The following is a 17,958-nucleotide window of genomic DNA, read 5'->3' as shown; positions in this document are numbered from 1 at the left end:
GTTTATTTTGCTAAACTTTATCTTTTGCCGGCTCTTCTTTCAAAGAATTTAATGATTTCCACGATCAAAATCATGCAAAGTCCAGCTATTAATACGACTGCCCATTGTGCACCATTAAGTTCAGTGACATCAAAGAATCTAGTCATAAACGGCAACTCAACGGCTGACATCACTAAAGCAGAGATGATGATCGCACCATTGAACCATTTGTTAGAAAAGGTATGTCTTCTAAAAATAGATTGATGTAAGTACTTTGAATTAATTGCATGGAACAATTGAATCAAGCCTAAAGTCAAGAAAGCCATGGTTAAAGCATCCCCATGCTGCAAAGCTGGATTATCAATATGTAGACCAACATGCAGACCAAACTGGTAAGCACCTAACACTAGGATTCCTTCCAAAATACCTTGATAAATAATTGAGCTAGCTACACCGCCGCTAAAGAAGTTAGACTTTTTACCACGAGGCTTACGCTTCATGATGCCATCTTCAACTGGCTCCACACCTAAGGCGATGGCTGGCAAGGTATCAGTTACCAAGTTAATCCAAAGAAGCTGCACTGGAGCTAAGATATCCCAGCCTAGCATCGTCATCATAAAGACGGTTAACACTTCACCGACGTTACAACTCATTAAGTAAAGAATCGCCTTTTGAATATTGCTAAAGACTTTGCGTCCTTGCTTAACTGCTTCAACAATTGTCGCAAAGTTATCATCGGCTAAGACCATATCGGCAGCACCTTTAGACACTTCAGTACCGGTAATTCCCATACCGATCCCGATATCAGCTTGCTTTAAACTTGGAGCGTCGTTAACACCGTCACCAGTCATGGCAACGATCTTATCATTTGCCTGCCATGCCTTCACAATTCTTACTTTATGCTCTGGCGACACACGAGCATAAACGTTATAGTCACCAACATGCTTAGTAAAGTAATCATCGCTTAATTGATCAAGCTGTGCACCAGTCAAAACACGTTCGTCATGTCCTGGCTCTAAGATCCCCAATCTTTCCGCAATCGCTTGAGCCGTTACTTGGTGGTCACCAGTAATCATAACGGTTCTAATACCAGCGCTGTGAGCTTCGGCTACGGCAGCTTTTGCTTCAGGCCGTTCTGGATCAATCATGCCAACAAGTCCTGCAAAAATTAAATCCTGTTCCACGTTATCAGTACTTGGATCATCGTAAGTCTGATCAACTATCTTGTAAGCTAGGCCCAAGACACGCAAGGCTTTTTTAGCCATATCTTTGTTAGTTTGTAAAATATCTTGTTTTTGCTCTGCAGTAATTGGTGAAATTTCACCATTAATTTTGACCGAAGTTACGCGCTTAAGTAATTCATCAGGAGCACCCTTAACGGCAACAAAGAACTTATCGCCATACTTATTAACGGTACTCATTAACTTACGTTCTGAATCAAATGGTACTTCTTGCACTCTCTTGTGTTCTTCAAGCAAGTCATGAACATTAATGTTTTGATCAAAAGCATATTGAATCAAAGCCGTTTCGGTAGGATCACCTAGCAAGTCCCCACCATTTTCAATCTTTGTGTCATTGGCCAAGACCATTGATAATAAGGCCGGATTGTCCTCCTCGATTTCATCATTATCATCATGCAAACTGCCGCGATAAAAAATCTTTTCGACGGTCATCCGGTTTTGGGTCAAAGTACCAGTCTTATCTGAACAAATAATGTCAGTAGCACCTAAAGTTTCAACAGCTGGCAATTTTCTGACGATAGCCTTGTGTTTGGCCATTGTTTGCGTACCTAAAGCCAAAATAATCGTAACAATTGCTGGAAGTCCTTCTGGAATAGCAGCTACGGCAAGTGAAACAGCAACTAAGAACATATCAATCAGCAAAGCATTCATTGGCTCCGTGCCTTGCTTGGTAAACATCCCGACAACAAACACAATCACACAAATAGCCAAAATCATGATCGTCAAGATCTTGCCTAAATGGTTCAAGTTTCCCTTCAAAGGAGTGTCGGTTTCATCGGCATTGTTAAGCATCGTGGCGATCTTACCAACTTCGGTATTCATCCCTGTTCCAACGACAATCCCTTCACCGCGACCATAAGTAACATTGGTACTAGAATAAGCCATGTTAATTCGATCAGCCAAGGCAATGTCATCACCTTGAAGAGTTTCATCGCTTTTATCAACAGGAACCGATTCACCGGTTAAAGCAGCTTCTTCAATTTTTAAGCTATGTGCTCTAATTAACCGCAGATCAGCTGGAACAACATCTCCAGCTTCAAGCAAGACAATATCGCCTGGTACAAGTTCTGTACTTGGAATTTGTACAATAGCATTATCTCGCCGCACATGCGCACTCGGCGTTGCCATCTGCTTTAATGCGTCGATCGCAGCTTCAGAACGTGCCTCTTGAATTACCCCTAAAACAGCGTTCAGAATAACCACGATCATGATAATTGCGGCGTCTGTCCATTCATGGGCAACTACCCCACTAAGAATTGCAGCAATGATCAAAACAATGATCATAAAATCTTTAAATTGATCAACAAAGCGCATGAACATGCTCTTCTTCTTTTTAGAAGCAAGAGAATTCGGACCATACTTTGTTAATCTCTTTTTGGCTTCTTCACTAGACAAGCCAGTGTCGATGGCGGTATTCAAATTATCAACGACATCGGGAATTGTCTCTGTGTAATATTTTCGAGCCATTTTATTTCATCCTTTCTCATAATAAAAAAGAGACTTACATGCTTGTAGCACATAAGTCTCACAAATTAAGGTAAATCCAGAAGTGATTACTTCGGCTGTTGGATTTACCGCAAGCAAATTGCCGTTACTCCCTTATGATCAAGTTCATTATAAGAAGGTTTTGAATCTTTAACAAGTTTTAGTGAATGATTATTTCTTGTAAAAATCATCAAAAACAGTAACTGGCAAATGACGCTTGTGTTCACTCTTCTTCCATAACTTTTCGATTTGATCAGCTGCTTTATCGCTAACTTCCTTGCCTTCAAGGTAGTCATCGATTTCCTTGTAAGTTACACCCAAAGCAACTTCATCTGGCAAATCTGGCTTTTCTTCTTCAAGGTCAGCTGTAGGAGCCTTTTCATAAAGATGAGCAGGGCAACCTAACTCCTTCAAAAGCATCTTGCCTTGGCGCTTGTCTAAGCGGAACAGTGGAGTTAAGTCAGCGGCACCATCACCAAATTTAGTGTAAAAACCACTAAAGTTTTCAGCAGCATGATCAGTACCAACTACGGCACCCTTGTTAGCACCGGCAATGGCATATTGCACAACCATTCTTTGACGAGCCTTGATATTACCCTTGTTAAAGTCAGTAATCTTTTGGCCACTAGCTTCAACTACTTTCACCATAGCATCTACTGGTTCCTTGATGTTAACAATTAAATCTTGATCAGGCTTTTGAAAAGCTACAGCATCTGCAGCATCACTAGCATCAGCTTGAACGCCGTATGGCAAACGTACAGCGATAAATTGGTAAGAATCATCACCAGTTTCTTCACGCATTTCTTCAATTGCCATTTGGCAAAGCTTACCAGTTAAAGTAGAATCTTGACCACCAGAAATGCCCAACACATATGACTTCAAAAATGGATTAGCCTTTAAATAATCCTTTAAAAAATCAATTGAACGTCTGATTTCTTTTTTAGGATCAATTTCAGGTAAAACATGTTCATAGGCAATAATTTCTTTTTGTAACTCTCTCATCGACCAATGCTTCTTTCTCTAATCTTACGACGAATATCTTGAATAAGATCCATCTTACTCTCATACAAGTTTTGTGATAAATCAACTGGATATTCTTGTGGGTTCAAGCTGCGCTTGTATTCATCCCATAAGCCATCCAAATTATCAGCAACAAACTTTTTAATTTCATCAAGGCTAGGTTGATTGTAAACGAGCTTACCTTCCTTAAAGATGTCGTGTAAAAGCGGAATAGCAGTGTAATCAGTAACCACCTTGTTGATGTAAGTATATTGAGGGTGGAACATGAACAATGCGTCAAACTTACGTGGGTCTTCGTCATAGCGAGATACCCAATCACCTTCATTTTTCTTAGCAGTGTTAGCACTGATACGCCATACTTGCTTCTTGCCTGGAGTAGATACCTTGATTGCGTTAGAAGAAATCTTCAAGGTGTCACGCATTGCGTGCATTTCGTCTTCCATGGCAACTAACTTGTAAACTGCACCAAGGGCTGGTTGGTCATAAGCGGTAATGAACTTAGTACCGATACCCCAAACATCGATCTTGGCACCTTGCATCTTCAAGTTAGTGATGGTGTTTTCGTCCAAATCGTTTGAGGCAAAAATCTTAGCATTAGGATAACCGGCATCGTCCAATTCCTTACGAACTTGCTTAGAAATGTAGGCCATGTCGCCGGAGTCGATACGAACACCTAAGAAGTTGATCTTGTCGCCCATTTCGTTAGCAACCTTGATTGCGTTAGGCACACCACTTCTAACAGTGTCGTAAGTATCTACCAAGAAGACACAATCCTTGTGGGTTTCAGCGTATGCCTTGAAGGCTTCGTATTCACTGCCGAATGCTTCAACTAAAGCGTGAGCATGAGTACCGGTGATTGGAATACCGAATAATTTACCGGCACGAACGTTACTGGTTGAGTCAAAACCACCGATGTAAGCGGCACGTGCACCCCAGATAGCTGCGTCAGTTTCTTGGGCACGACGTGAACCGAATTCCATCAAACTATCATCTTTAACTGCCAATCTAATTCTTGCAGCCTTGGTAGCAAGCAAAGTTTGGAAGTTGATGATGTTCAAAATAGCAGTTTCAACTAATTGACATTGAGCAAGAGGACCTTCAACTTGTAAAATTGGTTCATTTGCAAATACCAATTCCCCTTCCTTCATTGAACGGATGGTGAGCTTGAGCTTTAAATTACGCAAGTAATCAATAAAGTCATCATCATAGCCTTCCTGCTCTTTCAGATATTGCAGGTCGCTTTCTTTAAACTTTAAATTCTTTAAATAATCAATAATGTGTTCCAAACCAGCATAAACAGCATAACCGTTGCCGAATGGCTCAGTTCTATAAAAAGCTTCAAAAACAGCATTGCGATCGGCAATCCCTTTCTTGAAGTAGGTATACATCATATTAATTTCGTATAAATCAGTATGCAAAGCGAGTGAATCGTCTTTGTCTAATTCTGGGTAAAACATTGTTTCCCTTTCTGTAATTAAAATTTCATTTTTCATTATTATACAGCCAATACTATCACATTGCTATTTTTGAACTTGATTTTCTTAGACGTTTTTTGACAATGTGTCGTAAACTTTTTGAATTGTCTCTAATTGATTTCTTACAGAAAAGTGTTCTTCCGCATAACGTTTCTCATTATTGGCAATTTGACGCAATTCTTTGTTTGACTTATCTACCGCTTCGCCAATTGCCTTTGCAATCGAATCAATATCACCGGTTTTAGCAATAAAGCCGTATTCTGGCCCAGGAATCATCTTGTGAATATCCCCAACATCTGTGGACAAAATTGGGATTAAATTATCTGTGGCTTCTAAAAGCACAAGTGGAAAACTCTCTGAATATGAAGTAAGAACTGCCAAATCAATTCGCTTATATAAGCCGCTAAGCTGATGATGAGTCATAAAACCGTGAAAGGTTACTTGCGGTGCCATGTCTAATTGTCTGGTCAAAGCCTTTAAAGCCTCAAGCTGACTACCATCTCCTGCAATATGCAAACGAATATGTTGGTCGTCCAGTTTTTTAACAGCTTTTAAAAGCAATTCTTGACCCTTAACCTTTTCAGTACGGGCAACATTAATAATATTGAAATAAGTATGCTCATATTTAGCGGGAATCTCACTATCGCTGTGGAAAAAGATACCATTATAAATTACATGTACCTTACTTTTATCCACTTGTACTTTATTAATGAGCAGCTGTGCAAAACGATTAGTGACTGCAAAAACACAATCAGCTTTTCTTAGCGCACGCAAATTAAGCTTGGTGAAAATTTTTCCTAAAATGCCACGCTCCTCAAAATCCAAGTAGGGATCTGAATGCACAGTAATGCACCAAGTTGCTTTGATTTTTTTATAAATTAGAGAAAGAAAAAGGTTGGCTCTAGCCCCATGCGTATGCACAATGTCATAATGCCCATTGTTAATAAATTGGGTTAACTTACGTAAACTAGCCAAATCATAACGACTATTAGCACCAAGCACATGGGTAGTAATCCCCTTTGCACGAGCTGCCTGAGCTACAGGACCTTCAGCTAAAGTCAATAATTCAAAATCTTTACCTTCATTTTTGGCTTCAGTTAATAAATTAACAATATGTGATAAACCGCCACCATTTTCAAGACCAGCATTTACATGCAAAACCTTCATCAATTAATTATTTTCCTCTCTTCGATTGCTTAACGCGTACAACAAATTTAGGCAATACCATCATTCGCTTAAAACGAGATGGATTAGTAATCAAACGATAGAACCATTCTAGATGCGTCTTTTGAAAAATTTCCGGTGCTCTTTTGACCATGCCAGAGAAAACGTCAAAACTGCCACCTACACCCATCATTAAGGCTGGAGTTTCATTTCTACGTAAAATAGCTAGCAGTTTTTCTTGCTTAGGAAAACCTAGCGCTGCGAAGACCATATCTGGTTGTGTTTTTTGAATTCTACGAGCCACTAAATCTAAGTCTCCCTTAAAGTAGCCATCTTCTGCGCCGACTAAGTTAATATTAGGGTATTCTTTAGCTACCTTAGCTTGCACAGCATGAATTACTGCCGGCTTAGCACCAATCAGGTAGACGCGACTGCCGCGGTCGTTAGCCACACTCATTAACCAAGTGAACAAGTCATAACCCGTCACTCTTTCAGGTAGTGGCTGCTTAATCATCTTAGCCGCCTTAACAATACCTATACCATCCGCAGTGATATAATCTGTATCATTTTTTAAAATTTTCATGAATTCTGGGTTTTCGTTAGCTGCCATTACGATTTCAGGATTAGCAGTTACTACAAAAGTAGATAAGTGATCATTCAGTCGACTAATAAATTCATTTTGAAATTGATTAAAAGTTTTATTATCAAAATTAACGCCTAAAATATTAACTTTATCCATTTCCACACACCTCACGCGTCTTTTCATCTAGTATCTATTTTACCATTGGAATAAGCAAGTACGCGTATGATATTCAAGTTTTATCTTTTCTTCAAACATGATAAGATTGTCTTGTTAAAAGGAGAAAAAATGAAAAAGGTAATTACTTATGGCACGTTTGACCTGCTTCACTATGGTCATGTTCGTCTGCTTAAAAGAGCTAAAGAATTAGGCGATTATTTAATTGTAGGACTTTCTACTGATGAATTTAATGAATTCAAAAAGCACAAGGAAGCTTACAATACTTATCCCGAACGCAAATATATTTTGGAAGCTATTCGCTACGTTGATGAGGTTATCCCTGAAAAAGATTGGGACCAAAAAATCGACGATATTAAAAAGTACAATGTCGATACTTTTGTAATGGGCAGCGATTGGGAAGGCAAGTTTGACTTCTTAAAGCCTTATTGTAAGGTTGTTTACTTGCCAAGAACACCAGGGATTTCAACCACTAAAATCAAAGAAGATCTAAAATAAAAAAAGCTCCAGTTCCACTCAAGTTTTTGAGTGAAATTGGAGTTTTTATTTTGTCCTTTTAATTCTACTTAGAAAAAGTAAATTCAAATCGTTCAGCCACGTAACGAGCACGTGTATATTCAAATGGTTGACCACTTGAAAGTTCAGTTACCTGTCGTCTAGTAATTAAAGCTTCGCCCTTCTTGGCCTTCAATAAACGCGCATCTTGTTCATTAGCAATAGCCGCAGAAATGTGTTCCGTTACTTTGCCAATTTCAAAACCGCTACGCTTTTCCAAGGTTTCATACAAATGGCTAGAAATATCTTCTTTAGAAAAGTCTTTAACCAAATAATATGGCACCGTAACTACTTCATAACAAATCGGAATATCATCTGCATAACGAATTCTTTCCATGCGCAATACATTTTCATCCTGCTTAAGAGCTAAGCGTTCTTTTTCAGATAAAGATGGATTCCCTACTTGATAGGAAATTAATTTACTTGAAGGTACTTGGCCATTAGCTTTGGTAATTTCAGTAAACGACATGATACCAGACATTTTTTCTTGCACTTTTTGACTGGCAACATAAGTCCCGCTACCTAGTCGGCGTTCAAGAATTCCTTCTTCTTCCAATGTTTTAATTGCTTGGCGCAAAGTCATCCGTGAAACGCCAAAGCGCACTGATAGCTGACGTTCTGCTGGAATTCGGTCCCCTACTTTATAAACGTGGTTTTCAATATCGCGTTTAATCTGGTTGTGGATCTTGATGTACATTGGTTCTTCCATAACTACACCCCCAAAGTTTAATACCAATTATTATTATATGCTAAATTGGTCTAGATTGCATTTCATACACTAAGTTAATTTTTCCTGATTATTTTTTCTTAGCGGTCCAGTGCATCCCTAAAATATAAACGTTTGGACGCTTATTATATTCCACATTCAATGTATCAGTTTGCGCAGCTAAGACGTTGGTCTTTAATTTAGCTTCGTCCTGCACTGCCAAATCCGCCTGGTTAGGATGAAGAATTAAATCATGACCATTCAATTGAGCATGTCCACTTAAGGCTAAAAAATATTCATAATTCATATTTCCGATAAAGGTTACCCGCGTAGCCTCACAACTGCTCTTATCTTGAAAATCAGCATGCTCCATCACAATGGAATTATTCATTGTCACCTTAGCCTCATCAACTACGATCATGCGATCAATAGTTGAATTTTGGATAATAGTATGCGTCTTTTTATCGATATAAATCCCACCGTTAAATTTGCTATTAACGATGTTGCTCCAACAATCATCACTTAGATAAAGGCATGAATCATCCTTAGCAGTAAGAGTACTATTAAGCATATTCATCCAAGTTTGGCCGTGCAATAACACATAATCGACCTCAGAGTTATTGAGATCCAATTCCGCATTTGTTTTCAAAAAGGTATTGATACTGCCGCGAATATTAGAATTATTAATAATTGCCGTTCCGTGCCCTTCAAGAGCTAGAGCACAATAATTTTCAGATGGATAATCAATTTGTGAATCATTCATCTCTAAACGAAAATCTGCATTTTCGTACATAGAAACAGATCCACCAGTTATCTTAGTTGAATAAAGTTCAAGAGTCACTTTACCATTAATGGCAATAGCTGCCGTATCTGTACCATACCCCTTAACACAACAGTTTCTTAAAGTAACATAACCGTTAGTTTCTATTGGTACAAAAATACTATTATTATCTGTTGTCGTATTCACGCAGAGATTTTCTAATGTGACATAACGACTATCTTCCGAAACGCTGATGTTACCATAAATAGTTGTATCCTCAGCTAAACTACCAGTTCCTTTAATTGTAATATCGGTTAATTCTCGACCTCTAGGCAAATAATAATATCCGGGTCCCAACATCAATACATCATCGGCACGCAAATCATTTAATGCATCATGCCAACTAGTAGCGCTGCTAGAGCCGCCAACTCTAATTATTCTAGCCATAAATAATCCTTTCTAGTCAAAAGTCAGCCTCTATTTTACCTGTTTTTTCTTTTAAGGCGCAATTTTATATTTTACACCAAAAGAGCAAACGCTTTGAAGCATTTGCTCAATTACATCTTATTTAATTTTTACATTCCAATAATATGCGACATTACCGTAAGGTGACAATTGGAAACCAGTCACTTTCTTATTAAGTAGGTATGATACACCAGCTTGATAAAGCGGTGCCGCAAAAGCATCCTTTTTGATCAATTGATTTTCGGCATTGATCAAAGCTTGTAATCTCTTCTTTGGGTTAGTAGCATAAGTGGTTTTAGCCATATCAATTTGATGCCAGAAATTATCATTATGATAATCTGGTTGCAGGTTAAATAAACCACCCACCGTCAAGAAATCAAGCGGATCTTCATAACTAGGCTGCCAAGTACCAAAGACAAAATCATAATTATGATCAGTGGTATTAGCTAACCGTGATTTAAGTGGAATCGATTTAACTGTTAAATTAAGACCTGGAAGATTCTTCATCAAATTACTTTGAATGAATTCACCAACACGCTTAGAATCATCAACGTCAGAGGTTAATAATTCTAGGTTAATCTTTTCCTTGCCCAATTCTTTTTTGCCTAAGTTCCATTCCTTACGAGCATTCTTAGGATTATAAGTTACTAAATCACCTGCATCTTGGCGGTAATCTTTACCAGTTGACTGATCAGTAATAAAGTCAGACGCTACAATACCATTAGCTGCTTTACCTTGATGCAAAATAGTTTTAACCAATTGCTGCTTATCGATCGCTTGACTAATAGCTCGACGAATATGAACATTGCCGGTTACTTTCTTTTTAATATTGAATGAAAGGTAACCATTTGTTGGCGTTATACGCGTATGAAAATTAGGATTCTTTTCATATTGCTTAACAAAATCCGAAGTTAAAGCCGCATAGTCAAGTTGACCACTTCTAAAGAGGTTCACTCCTGTCGATGGTGTTTGTACCACTTGAACGTTGACTTTATTTAAAACAATATCTTTCTTATTCCAATAATTAGGATTCTTTTTATATACCCACTTTAAGTTGGAGCCAGTCCAACCGGTAACTGTAAATGGTCCATTATAAACTAAATTCTTACTGCTAGTTCCATACTTAGAGCCTAACTTTTTAACGAGTTTAGTATTTTGTGGATAAAATTGTGCACCCTCTAAAATTTCTGGTAAATATGGTATAGAATAAGCCAAAGTAATCTGTAATTTATATTTACCTAACGCCTTAATTCCTAAAGAGTTAACTGGTGCCTTACCTTGTGTAATTTTAGTACCATTTTTAATAATCGCATAGCTATCACTATCTAATGAAGAATTTTTTGGATCTACAGTCCTGCGCCAAGCAGTTACATAATCCGTTGCAGTTACTGGATCTCCATTAGACCATTTTGCATTCTTACGCAAATCAAACGTATAGACGCGTTGATCTTTAGAATGCTTAACACTAGTAGCTCCAGCTAAAATAGCTTTATTATTTTTATCAAATCGGTACAAACCTTCCATTGAATTCTGTAATACTTCTGAGCTAGTAGTATCACCATACTTACTTGAATCTAAAGTAGAAATTTCATTTGAGACGTAAGTATTCATTGTTTGAGTCTTAGCTTGAGATAATCCACTGTTAGAGGAACATGCAGCTAACACCAATCCCATTTCTATGACCATTAATCCGGAAAAAAATCGCTTAAATTTTTTAATTGTCATCTCCCCCTTTACTTACTTTTTGTATAATGCTAACATTTTATAAGTATACATTATGTTAGAAATATTTCAAACAGTTTTAACTAAAAACGCAAAAAAGAAAAAGCACCATATGATGCTTTTTCTTTGGGTTGGGTGTTCTTTTAGAACTATTGGGTTAGCTGGATTCGAACCAGCGCATGATGGTACCAAAAACCATTGCCTTACCACTTGGCTATAACCCAATACCAGCTGAACTTTTTACTTGTCGTTCAACAATGGAGGAGGGTGGATTCGAACCGCCGAACTCAGAGAGAGCGGTTTTACAGACCGCCGCGTTTAGCCACTTCGCTACTCCTCCGTTAGCTGACTTAATTATAATAACTAATATCCAGGTAAAATGCAAGGGTATTTTCAATTTTTTTGCAAATAAATTAATCCTTTTGACGTAAAACCACATATTGCCGCAACTTAGGATATTCCAATAATAAATATGTATCATAAGTCCAACTAGAACTAACGTTGAGTACCCAAATGAACCAAGAACTCTTATTGGTGAACATGACAATACTAGAAATATCTCGTAAGATTTCAATAATCAGTTTTTCTGATAATTCTGTTTTATCCATTTCTGCACCGTAGAACAATTCGACCAGAATACCAAGAATGAAGATAATAATCCAACCAACTAAGTAATGCCCACCTCTTTTAATTTTAACTTTAGGTAATCCTAGCTTATCTTTTTCATTACTAATCTTAACTTTAACATTGCGTGTTTGAAACAGTCCTATTGCAATACCAAACAAAATCAAGAACAACGTAACAAGCATAGTTAGAGGTGTAAAATTTTGACCTATGCCTAAAATCATCATAATCGCAGAATATAGCGGAATGATGATCAATGATAATCTGGTCGCTGTTTCATACTCAAGCGTAGTTTTCAAAAAAGAATAAATCAAGATAATTAAAAATATCCATAAGCTAATAACTTTGCCTCTTATTACTTAATACATTTCTTTAATTGTACAGCAAAAAAGCCGATGCATTTTTACACCGACTTTTTCGTTTATTTAAATTCTACTTTTTAATAGAAGTTTACAGCCTTGATGTAACGCTTGTTGTTGTTTCTGCAACCTTCAATTCTGTAGTACTTCTTGCCATTCTTGAATCTGTATGAAGCACCATAAGTAGTTACAGTTTGACCCTTGTACATCTTACCAGTACCCGGGGTACGACGGTATGATGACCAGTAAATGTAGGCATTGTGACGCAACTTACGTTGAGTACCAGTAATGTTAGTTACACGAACGTATTCGTCCTTGTTAGCTACCTTGTAGTAAGTCTTACCCTTGATAGTTACAATGTTTGGAACGATGTCAATGTTGGTGTAAGTATCGTAAATGTGGCCTAAGTAGTTACCGTTCTTGTCGTAAGCTCTTGAAGCTACCATAACAACGTGAGATTCACCTTTTTCAGTAGCAGCTGGTTTTACAAGTGCTGAAGTCTTTACCCAAACATTGCTTGAGTTAGCATCATTCTTTGACTTAGTTGAAACTCTTGAATATGATACGCCTGCAGCAGTACGTGCTTGATCACCAACATAAACTTGTTCACCATCTTTAAAAGTGGTTGAACCTGGCAATGCGTTATCACCATAAATGTTATAAGTTGGAATAGTAGTTTGTCCTGCTTCTGCATGCAAAGTTTGAAGTGAACTTGGAGCTACTAATACAGTGTATGTAACATTTGTCTTCTTACCAGTTAAACCAGTAGCAGTTAAAGTTACATTGTAGTAACGTCCTGCTTCTGAAGCGTTAACTTGACTTGAAGTTGTAATTGAAGCATATGTGTTATTGTATTTGTTTTGAACAGCACTAATTGCAACGATATTGCCTTCACTATCAGTAAAGTTAGTTGGGTTAAAGTTTGAGTTAACTGCAACTTGGAATACACGACCATTTAAACCAGCAGTTTGGTTTTGACCATTCAAAGTCCAACTAAATACTGGTGCATCAGTTGCTTCCGTAGATGATGAACCTGAATTTGATACAACTACTGGAATTTGAATAGTAGCAGTTTGAGTACCTGAAGTACCATTTAAAGTTAAATTAAATGTACTTACATTTGAAGGAATAACAATAACTGTCTTCTTAACCTCGGTAGCCTTCTTACCTTTAGCAGCTTTTTGCTTTTCAGTTACTTCTTTAGTAGTAATTTGATTTTGTAATAAAGCATTCTTAACATCAGTGTCACTCAATTTAAGAGGGGTACTCTTAGAGTTAGTTTCATGGAAGCTAATTCCAAGATCATTTAACTTCTTTGTAACACTTGATAATTCTTCACCATTTGAAATACCAACAGTAGTACGAACTACATTAGCACTTGGATTGGCAGTAGTTGCTTCATCAATTACTTGATTATTAAAAGTAAAGTATGGACGATCAGTTGGAGCTTGTGTACTAGTAGTACCAGCATTGTTAGTAGTATTAGTAGTGGTAGTACCTAATGTAATGCTTGCAGCATTAACAGGCACAGTTGAAGCTACAACTGGAGCAACAGCCAACAAAGTAGCGGCAGCCACGCCTAACATTTTTCTATTCTTTTTCATAAATGTGGTCTCCTTTTTTGTATAAACATACATATAAGTAAGCAGTAATATCTCTTGTTTACTTGTGAATATATTATACCATCGCGCCTTATCGATTCAAAAGAATCGACTTTTAGATGAGTACACAATATGAAGAAATCTGCCTTCATATTGCACATAGTAGGGTAACTCACCACTATTAAGCTGTAGTTACCGCACTGTTACAAATTAAAATCAAAGCTTTACAATTTTGTGAACTTTTCCACAAAGTGTTGACTTTTACCCACAATCAGTCTACGCATTTTACTTATCTTCAATAACAAGATCCTCTTCACGAACGAATTGCAACTTTTGAATGAAGATATATCTCATGACAAATCCTAACAAGATTGGCATCCCCGCAAATAACAACAAAATGAAGCCAATTGCCAGTGGTCCGCCAGCCATCTCTTGGTATGCTGCAATCGGTCCGATTAAACCTGCTGAACCAAAACCAGCAGAATTAGCCGTACCACTAATTTTAAAAATTGCACCAACTAATCCAGCAATTCCAGCGGATGCAATTACTGGTAAAAATAATCTTGGATTCTTCAACATATTAGCCATCTGAATCTTTGGCGTACCAATGAAGTGAGCAATTGTCGTACCAAGAACATTCACCTTGCTACTCATAATAGCCAAAGTGAACGCACATGCAGTGATACCCAAGTTAGCACTACCAGAGGCGATTCCCTCAACTCCAATCGCCATAGCAATTCCTACTGAAGAAATTGGTGACACAATCAAGGCCGCAAACGCAATACCCATGAGCATCCCCATCACGAGTGGTTGGAAGTTAGTCAAAGTACCGATCGTCTGACCTACCGCACCAGTAATCATCTTTGTGTAAGGCAACATGAATTGACCTACGCTACCCGCGATCACTGCCACAATCAATGGCAACAAAAGCACAGTATAACTACCCAATTTTGGCGTCAAAAACTTCCCTAAGAATGCCGCAAAGAAAATAGTCAGCGCAATGTTAATTACATCCCCAGAACCAGCCAAAATAATCTGACCATTTTTCACTTGAAATGCACCACTGGCAATCATCGCAGCCGCTGTAATTGAACCTGACTGAATTAAGTTGAACTTGAGCAAATATGACACGCACAATCCCGCAAAGACGGCTAACAAGCTACTCATCAATGTTGTCATTGTTAAAATATTTTGTGCTCTAGGCCAAGTATGCACGACGCTCTTCATTAGTTCATTAACTAATGCACCTGGTACCAACGCGATCACTACACCAGTACTCACACCATTCAATATGTTCAAAAGGTTTTCTTTAAAATCTTTTCGCATATAAACTTCCCTCAATTCATTTTAATGAAAAAAGCCCCAGGGACTTACGTCTCTGGAGCTTCACTTGTACTTGAAAAACTAGTCGAGAACGCAGACTCTCTCTGCAATAATATTAAATTCTCATCCTAGTTTTTCTCCTGATAAATATTATACTGTACTTTTTATTTTTAATATAGTTAAGATTATTTTAAGGTTGGCTTTTGTTTTTAAACAAAAAAGATCAGACTCACTGCCTGATCTTGCTTATTGGGTTAGCTGGATTCGAACCAGCGCATGATGGTACCAAAAACCATTGCCTTACCACTTGGCTATAACCCAATCTTCAAACCTTTTTACTTGATTGGTTCTATTTGAATGACCTCTCAATCACTCAACAGATATTAGTATAGGAGAATCAGGCAAAAAGGTCAAGAGAAAATTTAAATTTTTTCAGTAAAAAATTTCTTTCCGGATTTAAAATTGAAGTGCAACACTAAGTGTTAAACAAAAATGCCATTAAGAGCAGACAATGGCTTTTTTGCCTAAAATACAAATACTTGATCATTATATTTAACTTGATAAGTCAAATTTTTAAGATCTACATGTGCACTAGCTACTTCTGTCTTATCCTTATTTATTTGAGTAATCACAATTTCATGTTCACTAGGCGTTTCTACCTCAACTGATCCATTCAAATCAAATGCAGGCACGGAGTTGCGGAATTCTAATAACTTAATTAATGATTTAACCACTGGTCTTTGAACTTGTTTTTCGATTTCATCTAATTCGTAATAGTGACGATTAATGTCTCGACCTTCTTTAGTCTTTTCCAGCAATTTAATATCATTTTCACCAGCAAGCAAACCAACATAATAAATTTGAGGAATACCTGGTGCAAAGATCTGCAATAACCGAGCAAGGAAGTACTTTTTATCATCATTACCTAATGCAGAATAATAAGTAGTATTAATCTGATAGATATCCAAATTATGATATTCAGCACTTGAATACTTCTTCTTAACATTTGCGCCAATTTGATAGAGCTTTTTGGTTGTATAATCAATCTGTTCATCGGTCAAGACATCCTTAGCATCAACTACCCCTAACCCATCATGAGTATCTAGCGTAGTAAATTGCTTCATTGGACACTTCTTTAACCAGTTAGCTAATTGTGTACTATTACCGCTATAAAGTGAATATAGCAAGACCATTGGCAAAGCAAAGTCATAGATGAAGTAGCCATGCTTAGCCACCTTAAATGGCATAGTGTAATGCTCATGAATTTCTGGCAAAATCGTTGCTGGAGTGTCTTTCAAATAATCATTTACCTCTTCAAGCAATGACCAAATTTCAGGCTCCACAAAGAAATCATTGGTATCTAGTTTTTTAATGGCATAAGCAAAAGCGTCCAGACGAATCAGACTAGCACCATGCTTAGCCAAATTTTGCAAATTATTCTTAATAAATTCTTGAGTGTCTTAGTTCTTACATCCAAATCCATTTGATCGGGGCCAAAAGTATTCCACATCTTTTCATGACTGCCATCTTTGAATTCAATATCTTGATATGGAGCTTTAGCTTTACGTTTATAAATTAAATCAATATCCTTTTGTATTGGTCGCCCAGCAGGCCAGAACTTATCCCAGCTTAAGAACAAATCACTATACTTGCTCTGATCATGCTTAGCCTCAAAATCTTGGAAATAAGCTGAATGCTTGGATAAATGATTGATCATAAAATCAAACATCAAATAATATTGCTGACCTAATTTTTCAACGTCTTCCCAAGAGCCAAATTTAGGATCAACCACATCATATCGTGTTGGTGAAAAGCCACGATCGCCGTTTGATGGGAAAATTGGCAATAAGTGAATGCCACCAATCGCCTTTTTAAAATAATGGTCCATTACGTAAGATAAATCTTGTCAACTACCCTAGACTGAAGTCTAGGGCTTAGTGGCTCGTTAGCTTACGCTAACCAGAACACCAACTTGCTTAGATACGGACTTGACTTACCAGCAATAGTCTTTTGACTATTACCGATAGAGGTCGTCTATTTACCAAAGCCTTTTAAGTCCGTGAGTTGCTAGCGGACTGCAGCCTTTCTAGGCTGCTTTTTTTATTTTAGGATTCTGCCACTTGCCTAATCCTTTTTCTAAGATGTTCACGGCCGCATTCCAATCACGAATATGATGCGTTCGACAGATTGGACAAGTCCATTCCCGATCCTTAAGGGTTAATTTCTTATAACCGTTTTGCCCCATAATACTGCCACATTGATGGCATCTTTGGGTGGTGTACTTAGGATCAATTGTTAGAAATTCTTTGCCATATAGATCTGCCTTATAAGCCAGCATGTTCAGGAAACTACGCCAGCCAACATCAGAAATGGCTTGAGACAAGGCATGATTCTTTAACAGATTTCTGCTTCTTAGTTCCTCGGCAACTACTAAATCGTGGTTTTTGATTAGTGCAGTTGAGAGTACTTGCAAGAAGTCATTACGCTGTCTTCTGATCTTGTCGTGCAGTTTAGCTACAACTAAACGCTGCTTTTGATAGTTTTTTGCTAGCCGCAAATTGCGTCCTTCTTTTTTAGCCCTGCGCTGTCTGCGAGACAAGACACGTTGGGCATGGGCAAGCTTCTTTTTGGTTTTGCAATAAAATCGTGGATTAGCAACCATTGCTCCGTTAGATGCTGTTAAGAAATTATCAAGGTTAAGGTCAATGCCAATTTGACTTTG

The 17,958-nt window shown here is 37.6% G+C and carries 13 protein-coding genes, 3 tRNA genes and 1 pseudogene; 1 reads left to right on the top strand and 16 read right to left on the bottom strand.

From position 1 onward, the window contains the following. Positions 1-17: 17 nt before the first annotated feature. The 5 genes from CP368_RS01755 to CP368_RS01735 all read right to left on the bottom strand — a co-directional run bounded on the left by CP368_RS01755 (position 18) and on the right by CP368_RS01735 (position 7,103). Positions 18-2,687 carry a calcium-translocating P-type ATPase, PMCA-type gene (locus tag CP368_RS01755; protein ID WP_098045694.1) on the bottom strand — a complete coding sequence of 890 codons (2,670 nt, stop codon included), beginning with the start codon at positions 2,685-2,687 and terminating at the stop codon, positions 18-20. 189 nt (positions 2,688-2,876) lie between these two features. Next, a complete protein-coding gene (nadE, locus tag CP368_RS01750; RefSeq protein ID WP_087175884.1) occupies positions 2,877-3,707 on the bottom strand; it encodes an ammonia-dependent NAD(+) synthetase in 831 nt (276 codons plus the stop codon). Further along, positions 3,704-5,182 (bottom strand): nicotinate phosphoribosyltransferase, encoded by a 1,479-nt coding sequence (locus tag CP368_RS01745; protein ID WP_025005400.1) that lies wholly within the window; start codon positions 5,180-5,182, stop codon positions 3,704-3,706. Before CP368_RS01745 ends, nadE begins: the two co-directional genes overlap by 4 nt. A gap of 84 nt (positions 5,183-5,266) precedes the next feature. Continuing rightward, positions 5,267-6,367 carry a glycosyltransferase family 4 protein gene (locus tag CP368_RS01740; protein WP_025005399.1) on the bottom strand — a complete coding sequence of 367 codons (1,101 nt, stop codon included), beginning with the start codon at positions 6,365-6,367 and terminating at the stop codon, positions 5,267-5,269. Between the two features lie 7 nt (positions 6,368-6,374). Next, positions 6,375-7,103 (bottom strand): WecB/TagA/CpsF family glycosyltransferase, encoded by a 729-nt coding sequence (locus CP368_RS01735; protein WP_025005398.1) that lies wholly within the window; start codon positions 7,101-7,103, stop codon positions 6,375-6,377. A 129-nt stretch (positions 7,104-7,232) separates the two neighbouring features. Here CP368_RS01735 and tagD point away from each other — a divergent pair, with 129 nt between their 5' ends. Continuing rightward, positions 7,233-7,619, top strand: coding sequence for a glycerol-3-phosphate cytidylyltransferase (gene tagD, locus CP368_RS01730; protein ID WP_025005397.1), 387 nt, complete (start codon positions 7,233-7,235; stop codon positions 7,617-7,619). Positions 7,620-7,683: 64 nt separating this feature from the next. On the opposite strand, the gene CP368_RS01725 is transcribed toward tagD, so the two are convergent. The 11 genes and pseudogenes from CP368_RS01725 to CP368_RS01675 all read right to left on the bottom strand — a co-directional run. Then, positions 7,684-8,385 carry a GntR family transcriptional regulator gene (locus CP368_RS01725; protein ID WP_087175881.1) on the bottom strand — a complete coding sequence of 234 codons (702 nt, stop codon included), beginning with the start codon at positions 8,383-8,385 and terminating at the stop codon, positions 7,684-7,686. 88 nt (positions 8,386-8,473) lie between these two features. Beyond that, positions 8,474-9,589, bottom strand: a complete 1,116-nt coding sequence (locus CP368_RS01720; protein ID WP_025006042.1) for a hypothetical protein — start codon at positions 9,587-9,589, stop codon at positions 8,474-8,476. Positions 9,590-9,706: 117 nt separating this feature from the next. Then, positions 9,707-11,293 carry a peptide ABC transporter substrate-binding protein gene (locus CP368_RS01715; RefSeq protein WP_098045704.1) on the bottom strand — a complete coding sequence of 529 codons (1,587 nt, stop codon included), beginning with the start codon at positions 11,291-11,293 and terminating at the stop codon, positions 9,707-9,709. 188 nt (positions 11,294-11,481) lie between these two features. Then, positions 11,482-11,553, bottom strand: a tRNA-Gln gene (locus tag CP368_RS01710). Between the two features lie 34 nt (positions 11,554-11,587). After that, positions 11,588-11,669, bottom strand: a tRNA-Tyr gene (locus CP368_RS01705). A 73-nt stretch (positions 11,670-11,742) separates the two neighbouring features. Beyond that, positions 11,743-12,267: a hypothetical protein gene (locus tag CP368_RS01700; protein WP_233185785.1), complete on the bottom strand. Its 525-nt coding sequence runs from the start codon at positions 12,265-12,267 to the stop codon at positions 11,743-11,745. Between the two features lie 125 nt (positions 12,268-12,392). After that, positions 12,393-13,916 carry an SLAP domain-containing protein gene (locus CP368_RS01695; protein ID WP_098045693.1) on the bottom strand — a complete coding sequence of 508 codons (1,524 nt, stop codon included), beginning with the start codon at positions 13,914-13,916 and terminating at the stop codon, positions 12,393-12,395. A 282-nt stretch (positions 13,917-14,198) separates the two neighbouring features. Next, positions 14,199-15,239: a PTS transporter subunit IIC gene (locus CP368_RS01690; RefSeq protein ID WP_098045692.1), complete on the bottom strand. Its 1,041-nt coding sequence runs from the start codon at positions 15,237-15,239 to the stop codon at positions 14,199-14,201. A gap of 246 nt (positions 15,240-15,485) precedes the next feature. Then, positions 15,486-15,557, bottom strand: a tRNA-Gln gene (locus tag CP368_RS01685). A gap of 203 nt (positions 15,558-15,760) precedes the next feature. After that, positions 15,761-17,142, bottom strand: a pseudogene (gtfA, locus tag CP368_RS01680) (sucrose phosphorylase); the annotation flags it as partial. A gap of 180 nt (positions 17,143-17,322) precedes the next feature. Beyond that, positions 17,323-17,958, bottom strand: a 636-nt coding sequence (locus tag CP368_RS01675) for an RNA-guided endonuclease TnpB family protein (RefSeq protein WP_143468296.1), incomplete at its 5' end; no start/stop codon positions are given.

The organism is Lactobacillus sp. UMNPBX17, assembly GCF_002553735.1.
Lineage (GTDB): Bacteria > Bacillota > Bacilli > Lactobacillales > Lactobacillaceae > Lactobacillus > Lactobacillus gallinarum.
The sequence above is the reverse complement of the archived record's forward strand: the minus strand, read 5'-3'. Positions and strand labels throughout refer to the sequence as shown.